Below are 17,921 nucleotides of genomic sequence, written 5' to 3' on the forward strand. Positions count from 1 at the left end.
CGAATATGAAAAAAATGGTGTTGTTCTTTTGGCTTGCTCTAGGATTGGTGCTGTTGGCGTGTTCCCAAAGTAATACTGCCGGCACGAGCGAAGAAAGCGAGGGCCCCGTTGCAATTAAGGATCGTGAAATTGCGGGCGTGACGCAGAAGGGCCCCTTTTTGATGGGCTCGTCGGTGACAATCCAGGAACTTGATGGACAAACTTTAGTTCAAACTGGAAAAAGCTTTAAGGCTTTTGTGAAAAGCAACCAAGGTGATTTCACCATCAAAGGTGTAAGTCTTGTTTCTCAATATGCGTTGCTCGAAGTTGAAGGTTATTTCCGAAACGAAATTACAGGGAAAAATTCTGATGGAATGATTCAATTGAATGCCTTGACGGATTTAAGAAAACGAGATCATGTGAATGTGAACTTGCTTACGCATCTTGAATCAGGCCGAATTCTTAATCTTGTTCAAAAGTATGGACTTTCTGTTGATGTAGCGAAAAAACAAGCTGAACAGGAACTCTTCTCGTCTTTTGGCTTCATGAGTGGAATTGCTGCTCCGGAAGACATGGATCTTTTTTCGAATAAAGATGATGGCGCGATGTTGCTTGCTGTAAGTGTGCTGATGCTGCAAGATAGTTCATCGGAAGCGGATTTTTCGGAACGGATGTCTAAGGCCGCTTTCGCTTTTGCGGAGAACGGTTTTTTGCCCAAATCGGATGGGGCAAAACTTGCAGATTGGGCCATGCTTTCCGAAATTGCAGATGGCTCTGATTTAAGCTTGCTGCAGAACGTTAGGAAAAATTTGGAATCTTGGAATAAGGAAGTTCCTCCGTTTGAGACGTACATAAATCTTTTCTGGTCTAACGAATATGGCTTGGGCGTATGTAGTGATGAAAACTTCCATGAAGTTCGTCCTAATTTAAATGAAAATAGCTTGTTTTATCTGGATGAGTTCGTATGTAATTCGAATCATCGTTGGAGTTTGATTGCGTACCGGGAAAATACAGACGATATCAATGTTGCTGGAGTTTCTTGGGCTGCTAAAAATGTTGGTTGTGAAAATTTGAATTTCGAAACTTTTAGGCGTTTTTCCGATCCAGAAGATGTTTTGATGAAAAAAAACAATGTGTTGTTTACGGAAATCGTTTTTCTGCTTATGGTGCTTTGGAGTCGGAGGCGTGCCCAGAGGGGTATCGGTTGCCGACACTGGAAGAAGTCCAAGCGCTGATAGATTATTATGGAGGATCTGAAAATGCAGCCGTTGGCTTGCGGTCGGTAGATGGTTTTGCTGTAGTGATGGGTGGTTATGTGGATCCAAGATATTTGCAACCATCATTTACAGGTGCTCACGAGATGGCCTTGTTTTGGACATCGACTACAAAAACAGGGCTGGATTCAATATTTGATGTGTACATAATGGAGCGTTATTTCTTTATGGTGGATTCGAATGGAGTTTCCTTTGGTAGTTCTAATTTTAGAGATCGTTCGCCTGGGGGCATATCGGTTCGTTGCGTAAAGGATTTTTAAAAAAAGAGGATGATAAAATGAAAAAAAAGAGTTTGTTTATATCGTTTGCTGTTTCCTGCTTGCTTTGCGGTTGTTCTGCGGAAAAGCCAATGGATGTTTCTGGTTCTGGGGTACATTTTGATGGGGTTGTTGATGGTGTTTCGCAAAAAGGACCTTTTTTGACGGGCTCTACGGTGACCCTTCAGGAACTTGATGCGAACTCCTTGGAACAGACTGGGAAAAGTTTTAAGGGAAAAATTATGAATGATAAAGGAGAGTTTGCCATCGATAATGTTGATTTGAACTCTCCGTATGCACTACTTGTGGCCAATGGGTATTTCCGCAATGAAGTATCAGGTGAAAAATCGAGCGGAACGATAATCTTAATGGCGATTGCTGATTTATCGAACCGTTCTCATGTGAACATCAATTTGTTGACCCATTTAGAGTATGAGAGAATTCGTGTACTGTTAGAGCAAAAGAAGATGTCTTTCGCAGATGCCAAAAGTAAGGCGGAACAAGAAATATTCTCAAACTTCTTTGATGTGTCAGCTTCTGAAAAAGCTGAAAACCTGAATATTTTTGGGGATAGTGAGGGGGACAAGGCCTTGTTGGCGATAAATGTCCTGTTGCTGGGCGATTTAAGTGAAGCGGCATTCATGGAGCGTTTGGTTGCGTTGGGTGATGATTTTTCCCGCGATGGCGTTTGGGATGATTCTCTTCTCAAAACGGAAATTGCTGATTATGCTTGTGGGTTGAGCATGTGGGGTGATCTTCCGAAAATTCGCGAGAAAATAGAAGCGTGGAAAATTGCAGAGGTTCCGGCGTTTGAAACATATATGGCCCGCTTTTGGATGGACCAGTATGACCTTGGGAAATGCGATGCTTCGAATGTGGGTGAACGCAAGAAGAATGCAAATAAAGCTAGCGCTTTTTACGGCATGAATTTTATCTGTGATAAGGATAGTGGATGGGTTGCAAATAAGAATGAATTTTACGGTGGTTGTGATACCTGTTCTGTTATGAGGGATCCTCGTGATGGTCATGTTTATAAATATGTGAATATAGATGGAACGGATTGGATGACTTCAAATCTCAAGTATGACAACGGTGATTTTGAATGCTTCCAAGGGAATTGTGATGATTATGGATATCTTTATAAATCTCCTGGAGCATGGTATTTTGTTAACCAATATGACGAAGACTATAATCCCGACGAACCGGCTGCCGGTATATGCCCTAGTGGTTGGCGTGTTCCGATATTAGACGATTTACGTCATTTGGTTAATTCCGCTTCCGAAGAAGAAAAAAAACAACTTTTTTCGGAACCAGAGAGGGATATTTCTTTGGCGGCTGGTGCAGAAAAGACTTGTTATTGGAGCGCAGAAATTTCCGCTGCTTATCAATGGCGTTTTTCGTTGGATGTGTATAGTGACGGTTCTATAGGTGGTTGGCCACAAACAACATCTATGCTTACGAGATGGGGGAATGAGGCTTTCTTTGTCCGTTGCGTAAGGAATTAGTATAAATTTCATTCTCTGTGTTGAAACCTCGCTATGAAACTAGCGAGATCTTTTCATGTTCTCAGAACATACAGTCATGTTCTAAAATATTAGAATTTTTGAAAATTTAGTGAAAAACGGTAAAATTTGACGAAAAATGCCAATTTTATGTTCTGAATGTACTGGAAAAGTTATATTTGTACTCATGAAGGAAATCGTTGAATATACGGATTATCGCAAGTACATCCAGGACTACTATGACGAGCGCAAACGCACTTCGGCATTCTCTTGGCATATGTTTGCGCAGAAGGCGGGTTTTGCGTCGGATGTCTATCTGAAGTATGTTTGCGAGGGAAAGAAAAATCTGAGTGTCGGTTCTGCGGGTTCTGTTGCAAGTGCCATGGGCCTTGTCGGATTTGAACAGACTTACTTTGTCTTGATGGTCTCGTATGCGCATGCGAAAGATGACAAGACGAAGCGCGCTGCATTTGAAGAACGATGTGCGCTTGCGAATGCGCACAAGATGCGTGTTCTTGGGGATGAAGAGTTCAATTATTTCAAATCGTGGAAAAATTCCGTGATTCGAGAATTGGCTCCGCACATGCCCGGCGCAAAGCCTCTCGAAATGGCGCGAGCTTGCAAACAAAAGATTTCTGCAACGGAAGTTTCCGAGACGCTTGATTTTTTGGTGAAGGCAAAGCTTTTAAAGAAGGACAAAAACGGAAACTACCAGCAAACGGATAAGGCCATCAGGATGGCGCCTGTGGAGGCGGTTCCCTTGGCGGCTCGTGATTTGCAGCGCCAGATGGGAGAGTTTGCGATACAGTCGCTTGATTTGCCTCTTTCTGAACGCATGATGTCGGGCTATACGCTTGGTCTTACGCGTCGTGCGTACGAACGCATTAAAAAAGAGACGGAAGATTATTACCGCCGCGTGGTGGCGATTGCGACAGAGGAAGACGAAACGGAACAGGTTTACCGCTTGAACGTGCAGTTGTTCCCGCTGAGCGAACGCTTGAATAAAAATGAAACAGTTTTGAATAAGGAAGAGAAAAATGAGAAATAACTTGTATAAATTATTTGGCAATGTCTTTCCGGCCATTGCTGTGGTATCCTTGATTCTTGCGGCGTGTTCTTCTGAAAAGGTCGCGGGCGGTGCTTCGGGTGATGCGGGCGTTGTAGCCATCAAGGATCTGGATGTGGCCGGCTTGGCGCAAAAGGGGCCGTTCGTGAAGGGGTCTGAGGTGACGGTGCAAGGCCTTGACTGCAAGACCATGGAATTCACGGAGGAAAAATTCACGGGAAAAGTCAAGAGCAACAAGGGTGACTTTGGCGTTGACGATGTGAACCTCTCGGCGTCTTGCGCTTTATTCGAGGTCTCCGGCTATTACCTCAATGAATTTACTGGTGAGAAGTCTTCGAATAAGTTGACGCTTCATGCAATCTCGGATTTGAGCGACAGAAAGTCTGTGAACATCAACGTGCTCACGGAATTGGAATACGAGCGTGTGATGAACCTGGTCTCTAAAGAGAAAATGTCCTTTGCCGATGCGAAAATGCAGGCCGAAAAAGAAGTCCTTGCTTCGTTGGGCATAATGGACCTTTTTGAGTCGTTTGAAGGCATGAGCATTTATGAAAAGGGCGATGGAAACTCGACTCTCCTTGCAACGAGTGTGTTGTTGCAATCGGATTTGAATGCCGAAGAATTGACAGATCGTATAGATGCTATTGCTTCGTCTATCACGAAGACTGGTGAATGGAACGACGAAAAAACAAAAACGAAAATGGCGGATTGGGCAAGCGCTGCTAAGGACGATGGTAAATTTGAAACAGTCCGCGACAATCTAGAGAAGTGGAGCGGGTCCGATGAAATTCCTGCGTTTGAAGAGGTTGTTGAAGAGTTTGGGACCGCTCAGAAAATCCCCGAAGGGTGGAGCTGGAATGTGCCCAAGGAAGCCCGCCTGAATCCGAATATCAAGTACGACTCGATGGTTGACCCGCGCGACAAGAAAGTTTACAAGGTCGTGAAAATTGAAGTGCCAGACTCGAATTATTCGCAGGTGTGGATGGCGGAAAACCTGAACTATGCCGATAGCGTCAAGACACCGAGCTTGAAGGGCCGCAACTGGTGCTACAATAATGATGAAAAAAATTGCAAGGTGGGCGGTCGTTATTACAGCTGGGCAGCGGCAATTGACTCTGTTGCCTTGGCGAATGATTCGAAGGAACCGTTGGTTTGCGGCTATGGTAAAAAGTGCGGACTTGATCGCGCTGTGCAGGGAATTTGTCCTGATGGCTGGCATTTGCCGTCAATCTATGAATGGGGGTTGTTGAGCGTGGCGTTAGGAACTGGCGGCGTAGCTGGCGAGCCTCTCAAGGCCTTGACCGGGTGGGACTACGCCGGAACGCCTGACAATAACGGTACGGATCTTTACGGCTTTGCCGCACTCCCGACCGGAAGAAAAATTTCTGCAACTAGTTGGCAAAAGGTGGGCTCGGATGTTTATTACTGGAGTGCCACCGAATACAGTGCCGATCAAGGCCGGTATTTGAATATAAACAACATTTATACCAATTCTTATACGTATCAGAATAGCAAGTCTTATGGACAAAGTGTCCGTTGCGTCAAAGGGGATCCTTCGACAGCTCCGGTAAGACCTTCTTCAAGTTCTAGTGATACCGAAGGATGGAGCTGGGATGTGCCCAAGGAAGCTCGCCTGAATCCGAAAATCAAATATGACTCGATGGTCGACCCGCGTGACAAGCAAGTGTATAAGGTTGTGAAAATTGACGTGCCAGACACGAATTATTCGCAGGTGTGGATGGCAGAAAACTTGAACTATGCCGATAGCGTCAAGACTCCGAGCTTGAAGGGCCGCAACTGGTGCTACAACAATGATGAAAAGAATTGCAATGTGGGTGGCCGCTATTACACCTGGGCGGCAGCAATCGATTCTGTCGCTTTGGCGAACGATCCGAAGGAACCGTTGGATTGCGGTTATGGCAAGACGTGCGGACTCAATCATAGTGTTCAGGGAATTTGCCCGGATGGTTGGCATTTGCCGACACTCCGTGAATGGAGTTTGTTGTGTGAGGCTATAGGGGATTACAGTACGTGTGGAAAGCCTCTCAAGGCTTTGAGCGGGTGGGACTATGCCGGAACGCCTAACAATAACGGTACTGATAAATATGGCTTTGCATCACTTCCGACCGGAAGAAGGCTTTCTGCAACTAGTTGGGAAAAGGTGGGTTCGGATGTTTATTACTGGAGCGCCACCGAATACAGTGCCGATGATGGTCGATATTTCAATATAAACAACATTTATACTCAAACTTATACGTATCAAAATTACAAGTATTATGGACAAAGTGTCCGTTGCGTTAAAGGGGATCCTTCGACTGCACCGGTAAGACCTTCTAACTAAATAACGTCTACACCAATGCTTATGCGTACTAGAATTACAAGTACTATGGACAAAGTGTCCGTTGCGTGAAAGACGTTGAAAAAAAACTTTTAAATAAGGAGGGAAGCCCCCGCGGACAAAGTACCGCGGGGTTTTCTTGTATTCTTGGAATACATGGTTTGTGTTCTAAATTGCGTAAATTTTTAAAATTTAGCTAAAAATGGTAAAATTTGACTAAAAATGCCATTTTTGTATTCCGAAATTTGCGGAAATGTCTATATTTTTACACATGAAGGAGATCGTAGAATACACAGATTACCGCAAGTTCATCCAGGATTACTACGATGAACGCAAGCGCAGCTCGGCTTTTACGTGGCGTGAGTTTGCCCGTGATGCGGGATTTTCGTCGGCTGTGTATTTGAAGTACGTTTGCGAGGGCAAAAAGAATCTGAGTGTAGGGTCGGCGGGGTCCGTTGCTGCGGCGATGGGACTTGCCGGGTTCGAACAGACGTACTTTGTTCTGATGGTTTCGTATGCGCATGCGAAAGATGACAAGGCGAGACGTGCCGCGTTCGAAGAACGCTGTGCGCTCGCGCATGCCCACAAGGTGCGTGTGCTCGGAAACGAGGAATTCGATTATTTCAAGTCGTGGAAAAATCCGGTGCTGCGCGAAATTGCTCCGCACATGCCTGGTGCAAAGCCTCTTGAAATGGCTCGTAAGTGCAAGCCGCAGATTTCTGCGGCGGAGGTCTCCGAGACGCTTGATTTCTTGGTGCGCGCGAAGCTCTTGAAGAAGGACAAGAGCGGAAACTACGAACAGACGGACAAGTCGTTATCGATGGGGTCGGTCGATGCAGTGCCTGTGGCGGCCCGCGATATGCAACGTCAGATGGGGGAATTTGCGGTGAAGGCTTTGGACTTGCCGCTTTCGGAACGTGACATGTCGGGGCTTACCATGGGGCTCACGCGCCGTGCATACGAAAAAATCAGGAAGGAAATCGCGGATTTTCGCCGTCGTATTGTGGCGATTGCGAGTGAGGACGATGAGACAGAACAGGTGTACCGCCTGAATTTGCAGTTGTTCCCGCTGAGCGAACGCCTCGACGATTGCGATGAGCGTGGTGAACATACGGAAAAGGTTTTGAATCCAAATAAAGTGCCTGGAATGAGGAGAAGGTGAAATGAAAAAGAGTGTGTTAGGAATGATTAAGGATGCATTTGTGCAGCCGCTTGCGTTTGTCGCGTCGTGTGCTTTTGTCGTGGCCTGTACGTCGTCCAATGGCGATGGCTTTGCGGGCGGCACCACGGAAGATGCGGGAATCATCGCGGACTTGAATGTGGCTGGCGTAACGCAGAAAGGCCCGTTTGCAAAGGGTTCCTCTGTGACGGTGCAGGGTATTGATTGCAAGACGATGGCATTGACGAACGAAGTGTTCGAAGGTAAAGTTGAAAACGATAAAGGTGAATTTGTTGTTGATAATGTTAATTTGTCCTCGGCGTGTGCCGTGTTCGAAGTTTCGGGCTATTACATGAACGAACTTACCGGAAAGAAGTCTGCCAAGAAGTTGACTCTCCGTGCGCTGACGAACCTCAAGGACCGCAAGAATGTAAACATCAATGTGCTCACGGAATTGGAATACGAACGAGTGATGAACTTGGTGGCCGGACTGAAGAAGTCTTTTGCCGAGGCAAAGAAACAGGCTGAAAAGGAAGTGTTGGCGTCGTTTAACATCAAGGGCGACTTTGATGAAGCGGAAGACTTGAATGCTTTTGAGAAAGGTGATGGTAATGCGGCCCTCCTGGCGGTGAGCGTGCTGACTCTGGCGACTGCTGGCGAGGCCGAAGTTTCGGAACGCTTGGAAGAATACTCCACCGCGATTGCGGATAACGGTTCGCTTGATGAAGACACGAAGACGGGAATGACGAATTGGGCGTCGGCTGCTGCGGCAAGCGGCTCGCTCGATACAATTCGCGAAAACATCGAAAGCTGGGGCTACGCTGATTCTGTGCCTGCATTTGAAACGTACGTGAAAGAATTTGCCGAGGGTGTCATCCCGAGCAGCAGTTCCAAGGCAGTCATCCCGGACTCCGTTGCTCTGAGCAGCGACGATCATGAAAAGTCTAGCAGCAGTAAAGGTGATTCCGGCACTAAGGCCGGAATGACAAGTAGCAGCTCGGTCACTTCGGCAGGCTCAGTGACCTCGTCATCCTCGACCACGATCGAGGATCCAAGAGCATCCTACTTAAATCCAAATATTAATTATGGTGAAATGACCGATCCCCGTGATGGACAAGTGTACAAGACCGTAAAAATCGGCGACCAAGTTTGGATGGCGCAGAATTTGAACTACGACGATAGCGTAAAAACGCCGAGCTTGAAAGAAAATTCTTGGTGCTACAACGATTCCTCGGAATACTGCGAAAAGTACGGTCGGCTTTACAGTTGGGCTGCTGCAAAGGATGTTTGCCCTACTGGATGGCATTTACCGTCGGAAGATGAATTAGATGATTTGATTGATTCTGTAGCCCGTTCGGCTTCGGTGGGAAAATCTCTTCAGACAAAACTTTGGGATTCCGGTACGGATGCTTATGGCTTTTCTGCAATTCCGGCTGGCCGCAGGGATGATAGTGGCTGGTATACGGGGGAATCGGCTGCGTTTTGGAGCTCTACGGCGGAAAGTAAAGGTTATGCGTTCTATATGTTTATTTTTGCAAGTGGAAATGCTCGTTTGGGTGTTCTTTCTGAAAAATATGGGGCGTCTGTCCGCTGCATCCAGGGAGAAGTGATTGCGGATTCGTCATCCTCTGGCAAAGACAGTCTTAATTTTGATTGGAGCATTCCCAAAGAAAATTATTTGAATCCGAATATCCATTATGATTCTCTTGTTGATGATCGTGACGGACAAGTTTATAAAACTGTTGGAATCGGAAGCCAAGTTTGGATGGCCCAAAACTTGAATTATGCCGATAGCGTACAAACTCCGAGTTTGAAGGGCTTGATTTGGTGCTATGGGAATGACAGTGCCAAATGCGAAGCTGTTGGTCATCTTTATTCATGGTCGGCGGCGATTGATTCTGTTGCTTTGGCGAATGATCCTTCTAATCCGCTGATTTGTGGCAGGGGCAAGTTGTGTGAAATGCCGACTAGAGTGCAGGGCGTTTGTCCGAACGGTTGGCATTTGCCTGATACGACGGAATGGGAAAATTTGTTTGCTGCTGTGGGTGGACGTTCTACAGCGAGCGATGTTCTTAGGTCTAGCGATGGTTGGTATTATAACAAGAATGGAACAAATGCTTATGGATTTACCGCGCTTCCTGCGGGCTATGGAGGTGACGGTTGCTCATTTGGTGGCGATACTAGTAATGGTTTCTTTTGGACTGCGACTCAAACCGGTGAAGACGATGCCTATTATGTGCAATTGAGCGTTTATAATGAGGGGCCTCGCGTGACTTCGGAGGGTAAGAATTTTGGTCTTTCTGTTCGCTGCGTAAAAGATTAGTGTTTGAAAAAAAAGGAGAAGGAAAGTGAAGAAATTCATAAGTAAATCAATTACTTTGTTGATGGCAATTGCTTCGGTGGGGATGCTCTCGGCTTGCCTGGATGATAAAGTTGCAGGCGGCGTCACGGAAGATGCAGGGCTTGCCATCAAGGACTTGGATGTGGCGGGCTTGGCGCAAAAGGGCCCGTTTGTCAAGGGCTCTGTGGTGACTGTGCAGGGTGTCAATTGCAAGACGATGAAGTTCACGGAAGAGGAATTTACAGGCAAGGTCAAGAGCAACAAGGGCGACTTTGGCGTTGACGATGTGAATCTCTCTGCGACTTGCGCGTTGTTTGCGGTATCCGGCTATTACATGAATGAATTTACCGGTGAAAAGTCTTCGGATAAGTTGACGCTCCATGCGATTACGGATTTGAAAGACCGCAAGCATGTGAACATCAATGTGCTTACGGAATTGGAATACGAGCGCGTGATGAAGCTTGTCTCCAAAGAGAAAATGTCCTTTGACGATGCTAAGATGCAGGCAGAAAAGGAAATCCTCACGGCGTTAGGTTTGGTGGATCGCTTTGAGTCGTTCGAAGGCTTGAGCATTTATGAAAAGGGCGACGGGAATGCTGCCCTCCTTGCGACGAGTGTAATGCTGCAATCGGATTTGGATGCTGAAAAGCTCACGGACCGTTTGGATGGCTTTGCTTCGTCCATCACGGAAAGTGGCGAATGGGACGATGAAAAGACGAGAAAGAAAATGACGGATTGGGCGGATTCTGCAAAGTCCGATGGCAAATACGAAACGATTCGCGACAATCTTGAAAAATGGAGCGACTCCGATGAAATCCCCGACTTTGAAAAGGTCGTCGATGAAATAAGTAAGGATGCCAAGGAAACTACTCAGAAAATCCCTGAAGAGTGGAGCTGGGATGTACCGCAGTCAGCTCGCCTAAATCCGAATATCAAATACGACACGATGATCGACCCGCGCGATAAACAAGTCTATAAGGTCGTGAAAATTGAAGTGAAGAAGCATGATTATTCGCAGGTGTGGATGGCAGAAAACCTGAACTATGCCGATAGCGTCAAGACCCCGAGCTTGAAGGGCCGCAACTGGTGCTATAATGGTGAAGAGAAAAATTGCAAGGTGGCTGGCCGTTATTACAGCTGGTCTGCCGCAATTGACTCTGTTGCTTTGGCAAATGATCCAAAGGATCCGCTGGATTGCGGTTATGGCAAGACATGTGGAATTAATCGCGGAGTGCAGGGAATTTGCCCTGACGGCTGGCATTTGCCGACGCTCCATGAATGGGGATTGTTGAGCGTAGCTCTGGGGAACGCTGGCGTGGCCGGAGATAGCCTCAAGGCGCTGACTGGCTGGGATTACGCCGGAACGGCTGACAATAACGGCGTAGATGCCTATGGATTTGCGGCGCTTCCGACCGGAAGGATGGTTTCTACATCTAGCTGGAGCAATGTTGGTTCTAATGTTTATTATTGGAGTTCCGAAGAGGATGGTACGTATGAAGCGCGATATTCGAATATAAACAACATTTATACTAAATTCTATTTGTTCCAAGGTTCAAAAAAATATGGACAGAGCGTACGTTGCATCAAGGGAGATCCTTCGACTGCAGCGATTAAATCTTCTTCAAGTTCTAGTGTTGGCGAAACGAAGTCTAGCAGCAGTTCTGCAAAATCGAGTAGCAGTGTGGTTGTGTCCAGCAGTAGTCAAGTAAAAATGAGTAGCAGTTCTGTAGTTCCTTCCGGCTGGAGCTGGGACGTGCCTAAGGAATTGCGCTTTAATCCGAATATCAAATACGACTCAATGGTTGACCCGCGTGACAAGCGTGTGTATAAAGTTGTAAAAATCGAAGTGAAAGAAAGGGATTATTCAAAGGTGTGGATGGCGGAGAACTTGAACTACGCCGATAGCGTGAAGACGCCGAGTTTGAAGGGCAATAGCTGGTGCTACCACGATACCACGAAATATTGCGAGGTGAGCGGTCGCTATTACACTTGGGCTGCGTCGATTGATTCAGTTGCGCTGGCAAATGATCCTAAGGATCCGTTGAATTGCGGTTATGGCAAGACTTGTGGACTTAATCGCCAGATACAGGGAATTTGTCCTGACGGTTGGCACTTGCCGGTTCGTGATGAATGGGGCTGGTTGAGCGTGTACTTAGGGAATGCGGGCGTGGCCGGCGATACCCTCAAGGCTTTGACCGGATGGGATTATGCCGGAACAGAAGACAATAACGGTGTGGATGCCTATGGATTTACGGCACTCCCGACTGGACGAAGAATCTCTGAAACTAACTGGAGCAACATTGGTTCTAATGTCTATTATTGGACCTCCGAAGAAGAGGATGCGTATGAGGCTCAGTATTCGAATATAAACAACATTTATACCAAATTCTATTTGTACCAAGGCTCAAAAACTTATGGACAAAGTGTCCGCTGCGTGAAGGATTGATTTTTCGTTCTCATCATCCCGAGGCCTCGCTATTCACGGCGAGGTCTTTTTTTTGTATCCCAGGGATACAACTTGTGTTCTAAAATTTTGCAAAATCGTTTAAAAATGACTAAAAACGTAAAAATTAGGCTAAAAACGGCAATTTTTGTATTCCAGTATTATTGAAAAACTATATTTGTAATCATGAAGGCGATTGTTGAATATACAGATTATCGCAAGTTCATCCAGGATTACTACGATGAACACAAGCGCGACTCCGCTTTTACTTGGCGTGAGTTTGCCCAGAATGCCGGTTTCGCATCGGCAATTTTTTTGAAGTATGTTGCTGAAGGAAAAAAGAATCTGAGCATCAGTGCCGCAAGTTCTGTTGCGAACGCCATGGGCCTTGCCGGGTTTGAAAAGACGTATTTTGTTTTGATGGTGACGTACGCCCATGCCAAAGGGGACGAGGCCAAAATGGTGGCGTTCGAAAAACGCTGTGCGTTGGCTAGAGCGCATAAGATCCGTGTTCTCGGTGGCGAAGAATTTGATTACTACAAGTCCTGGAAAAATCCGTTGCTCCGTGAACTTGCCCCGAATATGCCTGGTGCAAGGCCTGCCGAAATGGCCCGTGTGTGCAAACCGAAAATTTCAACAGCGGAAGCTGTTGAAACGCTTGAGTTTTTGGAAGATGCGAATCTTCTGAAAAAAGACCGTAATGGAAATTACGTACAGACGGATAAGTCCATATCGATGGGCTCCGTGGATGCGGTGCCGATTGCCGCGAAAGATTTACAGCGCCAGATGGGTGAGCTTGCCGTAAAGGCTTTGGACTTGCCGCTTGCGGAACGCTCCATGTCGGGAGTTGTTGTGGGGCTGACGCAGGATTCTTATGAACGGATTAAGAAGGAACTTTTGGAATGCCGCCGCCGCATTATTGCGATTGCTACGGAAAGTGGCGAAACGCAGCGCGTGTACCGTTTGAATTTGCAGCTGTTCCCGATAAGCGAAGATCTGGAAGTTGCAAACAAGGCTTTAAAAAATAAGGAAGAGAGAAATGAAAAGAAACGAGCTTAGAATTTTTGGGGATATTTTTGCTTTCGCGTTGGCGTTTGCTTTTTTGTCGATGTTTTCGGCATGCTCCGACGACAAAGTCGCGGGTGGTTCTTCGGATGATGCGGGCATTTACGCCGTCAAGGATTTGGATGTGGCGGGTGTCTCGCAGAAGGGCCCGTTTGTCAAGGGTTCTGCGGTGACGGTGCAGGGCATTGATTGCCAAACGATGGAGCTGACTGGCGAAATTTTTGAAGGTACGGTCAAGAGCGACAAGGGCGACTTTGGCGTTGACGATGTGAACCTCTCGGCGACATGCGCTTTGTTCGAAGTGACCGGTTATTACTTCAATGAAGTGACTGGCAAAAAGTCGGCGAACGAGGTGACGCTCCATGCGCTCTCGGATTTGAGCGACCGCAAACACGTGAACATCAACATGCTCACGGAACTTGAATACAAGCGCGTGATGAATCTCGTTTCGGAAGAAAAAATGTCGTTTGCTGATGCGAAAAAGCAGGCTGAAAAGGAAGTGCTTGCTTCGTTTAATGTAAATGGCGATTATGCTTTGTCCGAAGACTTGAACATCTTTGAAAATGGCGATGGAAATGCGGCGCTCCTTGCGGTGAGCGTGCTTGTGCAAGTGTCGGGTGATTCGAGCAAGAATGTGGATGTTGCCGAACGCGTGGATAACTTTGGTACGGCCATTGCAGAAAACGGCGCTCTTGGAGATTCTGCAAAAACAGAAATGGCGGACTGGGCGACTACAGCGGAATCGAATGGTCAAATTGCAAAGATTCGTAGGAATCTTGAAAACTTGGGCTACGCCGAAGAAATCGCTTCTTTTGAAAATGTCGTAGAAGATTTTGCGACTGGTGTTGCTTCGAGTGAAAGTTCTTCTAGTGTCGCGCTTGGTGCCGGAACTTCGTCTAGCAGTTCTTCGAGCGAAGTGAAGCAATCTAGCAGTAGTTCCTCCGTCATTCTGAGCTCCAGCGAAGAATCCAGTAACAATACAAAAGAATCCTACTTGAATCCAGAAATTGAGTACGGTGAATTGACGGATACTCGTGACGGACAAGTTTACAAGACCGTGAAAATTGGTGATCAGGTGTGGATGGCGGAAAACTTGAATTATGAAAATGGAAATAGTTTGTGCTACAGTGACGACACTACTGAATGCAGTAAGTCCGGTCGTCTCTACATTTGGGATGATGCAAAAGATGTTTGTCCGAGTGGATGGCATTTGCCTGATCTGTTAGAATGGGATGTTTTATACTCTGCGGTGGGTTCTCGGAAAGAGACTGCACGAAATCTCAAGTCAACCAGTGGTTGGACTGAAAATGGAAACGGTGTTGATGCATATGGTTTTTCTGCATTACCTGTTGTTTTTTGGGATGGTTCGCAATTCTTTACCGAGGGTAGTTATTCGATGTTTTGGACTTCTACAGAATGGAATGCCGATAATGCATATATGCAAGAATTTTACATGCTTTCTGATTCGATACAAAATGGTCCTTTACCCAAGAAAATGGCAGTCTCCGTCCGTTGCATTATGGGTGATGGTAAAGCGGTGGATGTGTCCAGCAGTAGTTCTGCGAAATCTTCATCAAGTGACGCGGATGGTTTCGACTGGAGCCTTGCTAAAGAATCTTACTTGAATCCTGATATCAATTATGGTGAGATCACGGACTCCCGCGATGGCAAAATTTATAAGACTGTGAAAATTGGTGATCAGACATGGATGGCGGAAAACTTGAACTACACCGATAGCGCACAAACACCTAGTCTTAAAGGAGGCATGTGGTGTTATGACGATCAGCCTAAAAATTGTGATGTCGGTGGAGCTTTTTACACATGGGCTGCAGCGGTTGATTCCATCGCTTTATACGATGAAAGAGGCTTAATTTGCGGCGATGAAAAAGAATGCCGTGTTTCTGCAAAGGTGCAGGGAATTTGTCCTAATGGTTGGCATTTGCCGGATACGACAGAATGGAGAACTCTAATTAAAGCTGTTGGTGGCAATTCCAAAGCAGGAACCGTCCTCAAGTCTCAAAAAGGGTGGGATATGATCAAGGCTAGCAGCAGTAACGGCAATGGAACGGATGCCTATGGTTTTGCGGCCTTACCTGTAGGCCTTAGCAATGATGGAGATCATGGTGGATTCAGCTACGACGGAATAATTGCCCTTTTTTGGACAATTAATGAAGCTTCTGGCTGGAGTGGTTTTAGAGCCATATCGGCTGATTTCGAAAACGTCAATAACTTTGTTTCTATGGGGAGTAACGGCACTTCCAAATCTTCGGGAATTAGTGTTCGTTGCATAAAGGATTATGATTCTGTAGCAAGTAGTTCTAGCAGTTCCGCTGCATCGTCGAGTTCTGTTGAGGTGTTACCGCCTTGCAAGACGGAGACTGAGGACAATTGTGAATACGATACTTTGACTGATGACCGTGATGGTCGAACTTACAAGACGGTGAAAATCGGCAATCAGATTTGGATGGCGGAAAATTTGAACTATGCTTATTTGCAGTCAACAGAAAACATGGATTCCACCAGTTTCTGTTATGATAATGATCCTGCGAATTGCGATAAGTATGGTCGCCTTTACATTTGGGCTGCTGCAATGGATAGTGCAGGCTTGTTGAACGATGATGCTAAGGGCTGTGGCTATGACGTGGACTGTTCTCCGAAATTCCCGGTTCAGGGAGTTTGCCCGAGCGGCTGGCATTTGCCAAATCAGGCCGAATGGCTAACTCTGTATTCTACGGTGGGAAGCAAGAGTCTTGCGCTCGAGGCTCTCAAGTCGCAGAATGGCTGGTGTAACAATTCGAATGGAACAGATGCTTTCGGTTTTTCGGGATTGCCTGCTGGTTACGGTTACGAGGGATCCTATGGTAGTTTCAAAAATAATGGTTGCTACGCAGTTTTTTGGACTTCTACGGGGAATAATCGCTGGTACGCAAACTATGAGGAATTGTATTACGAAAAAGAATATTTGTCTTCTGGCAATAAACTCTACAGTTTTTCCATCCGTTGCGTCAAAAATTAGAGAGTGAAAAAATTAATTCGTGTTTGGAAAAGGAGTAGATATTAGATGAATACGCTGTTGCTTAAGAAAAGTCTCCGCATTGTAGAAACTCTGATTGTCGGGGCTATGCTTTGGGCATGTACATCGTCTAATGATGATGGCGGCTTTGCTGGCGGTTCTTCGGACGATGCCGGCGTTTACGCCGTCAAGGATTTGGACGTGGCGGGTGTCTCGCAGAAGGGCCCGTTTGTCAAGGGCTCTGCGGTGACGGTGCAGGGCATTGATTGCAAAACGATGGAACTGACTCACGAAATTTTCGAAGGTACGGTCAAGAGCGACAAGGGCGACTATGATGTTGGCGGAATTACGCTTTCGTCTTCGTGTGCGGTCTTTGAAGTGACCGGGCTTTATCTTGATGAATTTACGGGCGCACAAACGACGGAACCAGTAACGCTTCGTTCGCTAGTGAATCTCAAAGATCGAAAGAGCGTGAACGTCAACGTGCTTACGCGATTGGAATACGACCGTGTCGTGAAACTCGTGTCCGAACAGAATGCGTCTTTTGCGGATGCTAAAAAACAAGCTGAAAACGAAGTGCTTGGCTCGTTTGGTATCGCAAAAATTTCGGACAACTTTGAAGACTTGGATATCTTTAAAAAAGGCGATGGAAATGCGGCTCTCCTTGCGGTAAGCGTGTTTGCGCTCGCTTCGGGTGATTCTGGCAAAAATGTGAATGTCGAGGAACGTTTGAACGAATTCTCCACCGCAATTTCAAACAATGGTTCTTTAGATGATAGCACAAAGACGGAAATTGCAAATTGGGCTGCTTCCGCTATGGCAAACGGCAAGATTGATACAATTCGTAAAAATATTGAAAGCTGGGGTTATGCCGATGAAGTTCCCGAGTTTGAAAAGTTTGTTATAGAGCGAGACTCCCTTGTCGATACACGTGATGGGCAAGTTTACAAGACTGTAAAAATTGGTAATCAGGTATGGATGGCTGAAAACCTCAACTATGCCGATAGCGTAGAAACGCCAAGTTTGATGGACAAGAGCTGGTGCTACAACGATTCTTCAGAATATTGCGATAAGTATGGTCGACTTTACGCATGGTCTGCTGCGTTGAATGTATGTCCTGAAGGTTGGCATCTGCCTGATACCACGGAATGGAATACTTTGTTTGAATCTGTCGACAATCCATATTTTGTAGGTAGAATTTTAAAGTCAAAGAGTGACTGGCAGTTGGGTAGGAGTGGACCTGAAGGCATAGATGCGTTGGGCTTTAATGTTTTGCCTGCAGGTGCTGGACATACTGGGAATTTTATTGGCTTGCGTGTTTATGGACATTTCTGGAGCTCGGATTTGGCAAGAGACGGTGTTATTTATGCCATCCGCTTTGGTTATGATGAAGATCAGCCTGCTATAACACTGGAATATGAAAGTGATGGAGGATTGTCTGTTCGTTGCTTAAAGGATTAAATCAAGGAAGAAAGGATAATAAA

General features: G+C 46.2%; 11 protein-coding genes. All 11 read left to right on the forward strand.

What is annotated here, in order from left to right:
- Positions 1-5 precede the first annotated feature (5 nt).
- The gene (locus tag CRN95_RS15030; protein WP_097020825.1) at positions 6-1,214 is read left to right on the forward strand and encodes a hypothetical protein; all 1,209 of its coding nucleotides are present in this window, start codon (positions 6-8) and stop codon (positions 1,212-1,214) included.
- Positions 1,151-1,513 carry an FISUMP domain-containing protein gene (locus CRN95_RS10435; RefSeq protein ID WP_097020826.1) on the forward strand — a complete coding sequence of 121 codons (363 nt, stop codon included), beginning with the start codon at positions 1,151-1,153 and terminating at the stop codon, positions 1,511-1,513. Before CRN95_RS15030 ends, CRN95_RS10435 begins: the two co-directional genes overlap by 64 nt.
- A 17-nt stretch (positions 1,514-1,530) precedes the next feature.
- Positions 1,531-3,015 carry an FISUMP domain-containing protein gene (locus CRN95_RS10440; protein ID WP_145993986.1) on the forward strand — a complete coding sequence of 495 codons (1,485 nt, stop codon included), beginning with the start codon at positions 1,531-1,533 and terminating at the stop codon, positions 3,013-3,015.
- 184 nt (positions 3,016-3,199) lie between these two features.
- Positions 3,200-4,060, forward strand: a complete 861-nt coding sequence (locus CRN95_RS10445; protein ID WP_097020828.1) for a TIGR02147 family protein — start codon at positions 3,200-3,202, stop codon at positions 4,058-4,060.
- Positions 4,050-6,419 carry a fibrobacter succinogenes major paralogous domain-containing protein gene (locus CRN95_RS10450; RefSeq protein WP_097020829.1) on the forward strand — a complete coding sequence of 790 codons (2,370 nt, stop codon included), beginning with the start codon at positions 4,050-4,052 and terminating at the stop codon, positions 6,417-6,419. Before CRN95_RS10445 ends, CRN95_RS10450 begins: the two co-directional genes overlap by 11 nt.
- Positions 6,420-6,687: 268 nt before the next feature.
- Complete coding sequence (locus tag CRN95_RS10455; RefSeq protein ID WP_235002990.1) at positions 6,688-7,578, forward strand: TIGR02147 family protein; 891 nt, start codon at positions 6,688-6,690, stop codon at positions 7,576-7,578.
- 1 nt (position 7,579) lies between these two features.
- Positions 7,580-9,898, forward strand: coding sequence for a fibrobacter succinogenes major paralogous domain-containing protein (locus tag CRN95_RS10460; RefSeq protein ID WP_097020831.1), 2,319 nt, complete (start codon positions 7,580-7,582; stop codon positions 9,896-9,898).
- A 25-nt stretch (positions 9,899-9,923) separates the two neighbouring features.
- Positions 9,924-12,362 carry a fibrobacter succinogenes major paralogous domain-containing protein gene (locus CRN95_RS10465; protein ID WP_097020832.1) on the forward strand — a complete coding sequence of 813 codons (2,439 nt, stop codon included), beginning with the start codon at positions 9,924-9,926 and terminating at the stop codon, positions 12,360-12,362.
- A 183-nt stretch (positions 12,363-12,545) separates the two neighbouring features.
- Positions 12,546-13,418 carry a TIGR02147 family protein gene (locus tag CRN95_RS10470; protein WP_097020833.1) on the forward strand — a complete coding sequence of 291 codons (873 nt, stop codon included), beginning with the start codon at positions 12,546-12,548 and terminating at the stop codon, positions 13,416-13,418.
- On the forward strand, positions 13,399-16,440 hold the full coding sequence (locus tag CRN95_RS10475) for a fibrobacter succinogenes major paralogous domain-containing protein (RefSeq protein ID WP_097020834.1): 3,042 nt from the start codon (positions 13,399-13,401) through the stop codon (positions 16,438-16,440). Before CRN95_RS10470 ends, CRN95_RS10475 begins: the two co-directional genes overlap by 20 nt.
- 45 nt (positions 16,441-16,485) lie before the next feature.
- Complete coding sequence (locus tag CRN95_RS10480) at positions 16,486-17,898, forward strand: fibrobacter succinogenes major paralogous domain-containing protein (RefSeq protein WP_097020835.1); 1,413 nt, start codon at positions 16,486-16,488, stop codon at positions 17,896-17,898.
- Positions 17,899-17,921 lie beyond the last annotated feature (23 nt).

The organism is Fibrobacter sp. UWB16 (assembly GCF_900215325.1).
In the GTDB taxonomy this organism is placed as follows: Bacteria; Fibrobacterota; Fibrobacteria; order Fibrobacterales; family Fibrobacteraceae; genus Fibrobacter.

What these genes read in the sequence shown, in the direction of transcription:
- CRN95_RS15030 (WP_097020825.1), top strand. Translation starts at nt 6, where the DNA reads ATGAAAAAAATGGTGTTGTTCTTTTGGCTTGCTCTAGGATTGGTGCTG.
- CRN95_RS10440 (WP_145993986.1), top strand. Translation starts at nt 1,531, where the DNA reads ATGAAAAAAAAGAGTTTGTTTATATCGTTTGCTGTTTCCTGCTTGCTT.
- CRN95_RS10445 (WP_097020828.1), top strand. Translation starts at nt 3,200, where the DNA reads ATGAAGGAAATCGTTGAATATACGGATTATCGCAAGTACATCCAGGAC.
- CRN95_RS10450 (WP_097020829.1), top strand. Translation starts at nt 4,050, where the DNA reads ATGAGAAATAACTTGTATAAATTATTTGGCAATGTCTTTCCGGCCATT.
- CRN95_RS10455 (WP_235002990.1), top strand. Translation starts at nt 6,688, where the DNA reads ATGAAGGAGATCGTAGAATACACAGATTACCGCAAGTTCATCCAGGAT.
- CRN95_RS10460 (WP_097020831.1), top strand. Translation starts at nt 7,580, where the DNA reads ATGAAAAAGAGTGTGTTAGGAATGATTAAGGATGCATTTGTGCAGCCG.
- CRN95_RS10470 (WP_097020833.1), top strand. Translation starts at nt 12,546, where the DNA reads ATGAAGGCGATTGTTGAATATACAGATTATCGCAAGTTCATCCAGGAT.
- CRN95_RS10475 (WP_097020834.1), top strand. Translation starts at nt 13,399, where the DNA reads ATGAAAAGAAACGAGCTTAGAATTTTTGGGGATATTTTTGCTTTCGCG.
- CRN95_RS10480 (WP_097020835.1), top strand. Translation starts at nt 16,486, where the DNA reads ATGAATACGCTGTTGCTTAAGAAAAGTCTCCGCATTGTAGAAACTCTG.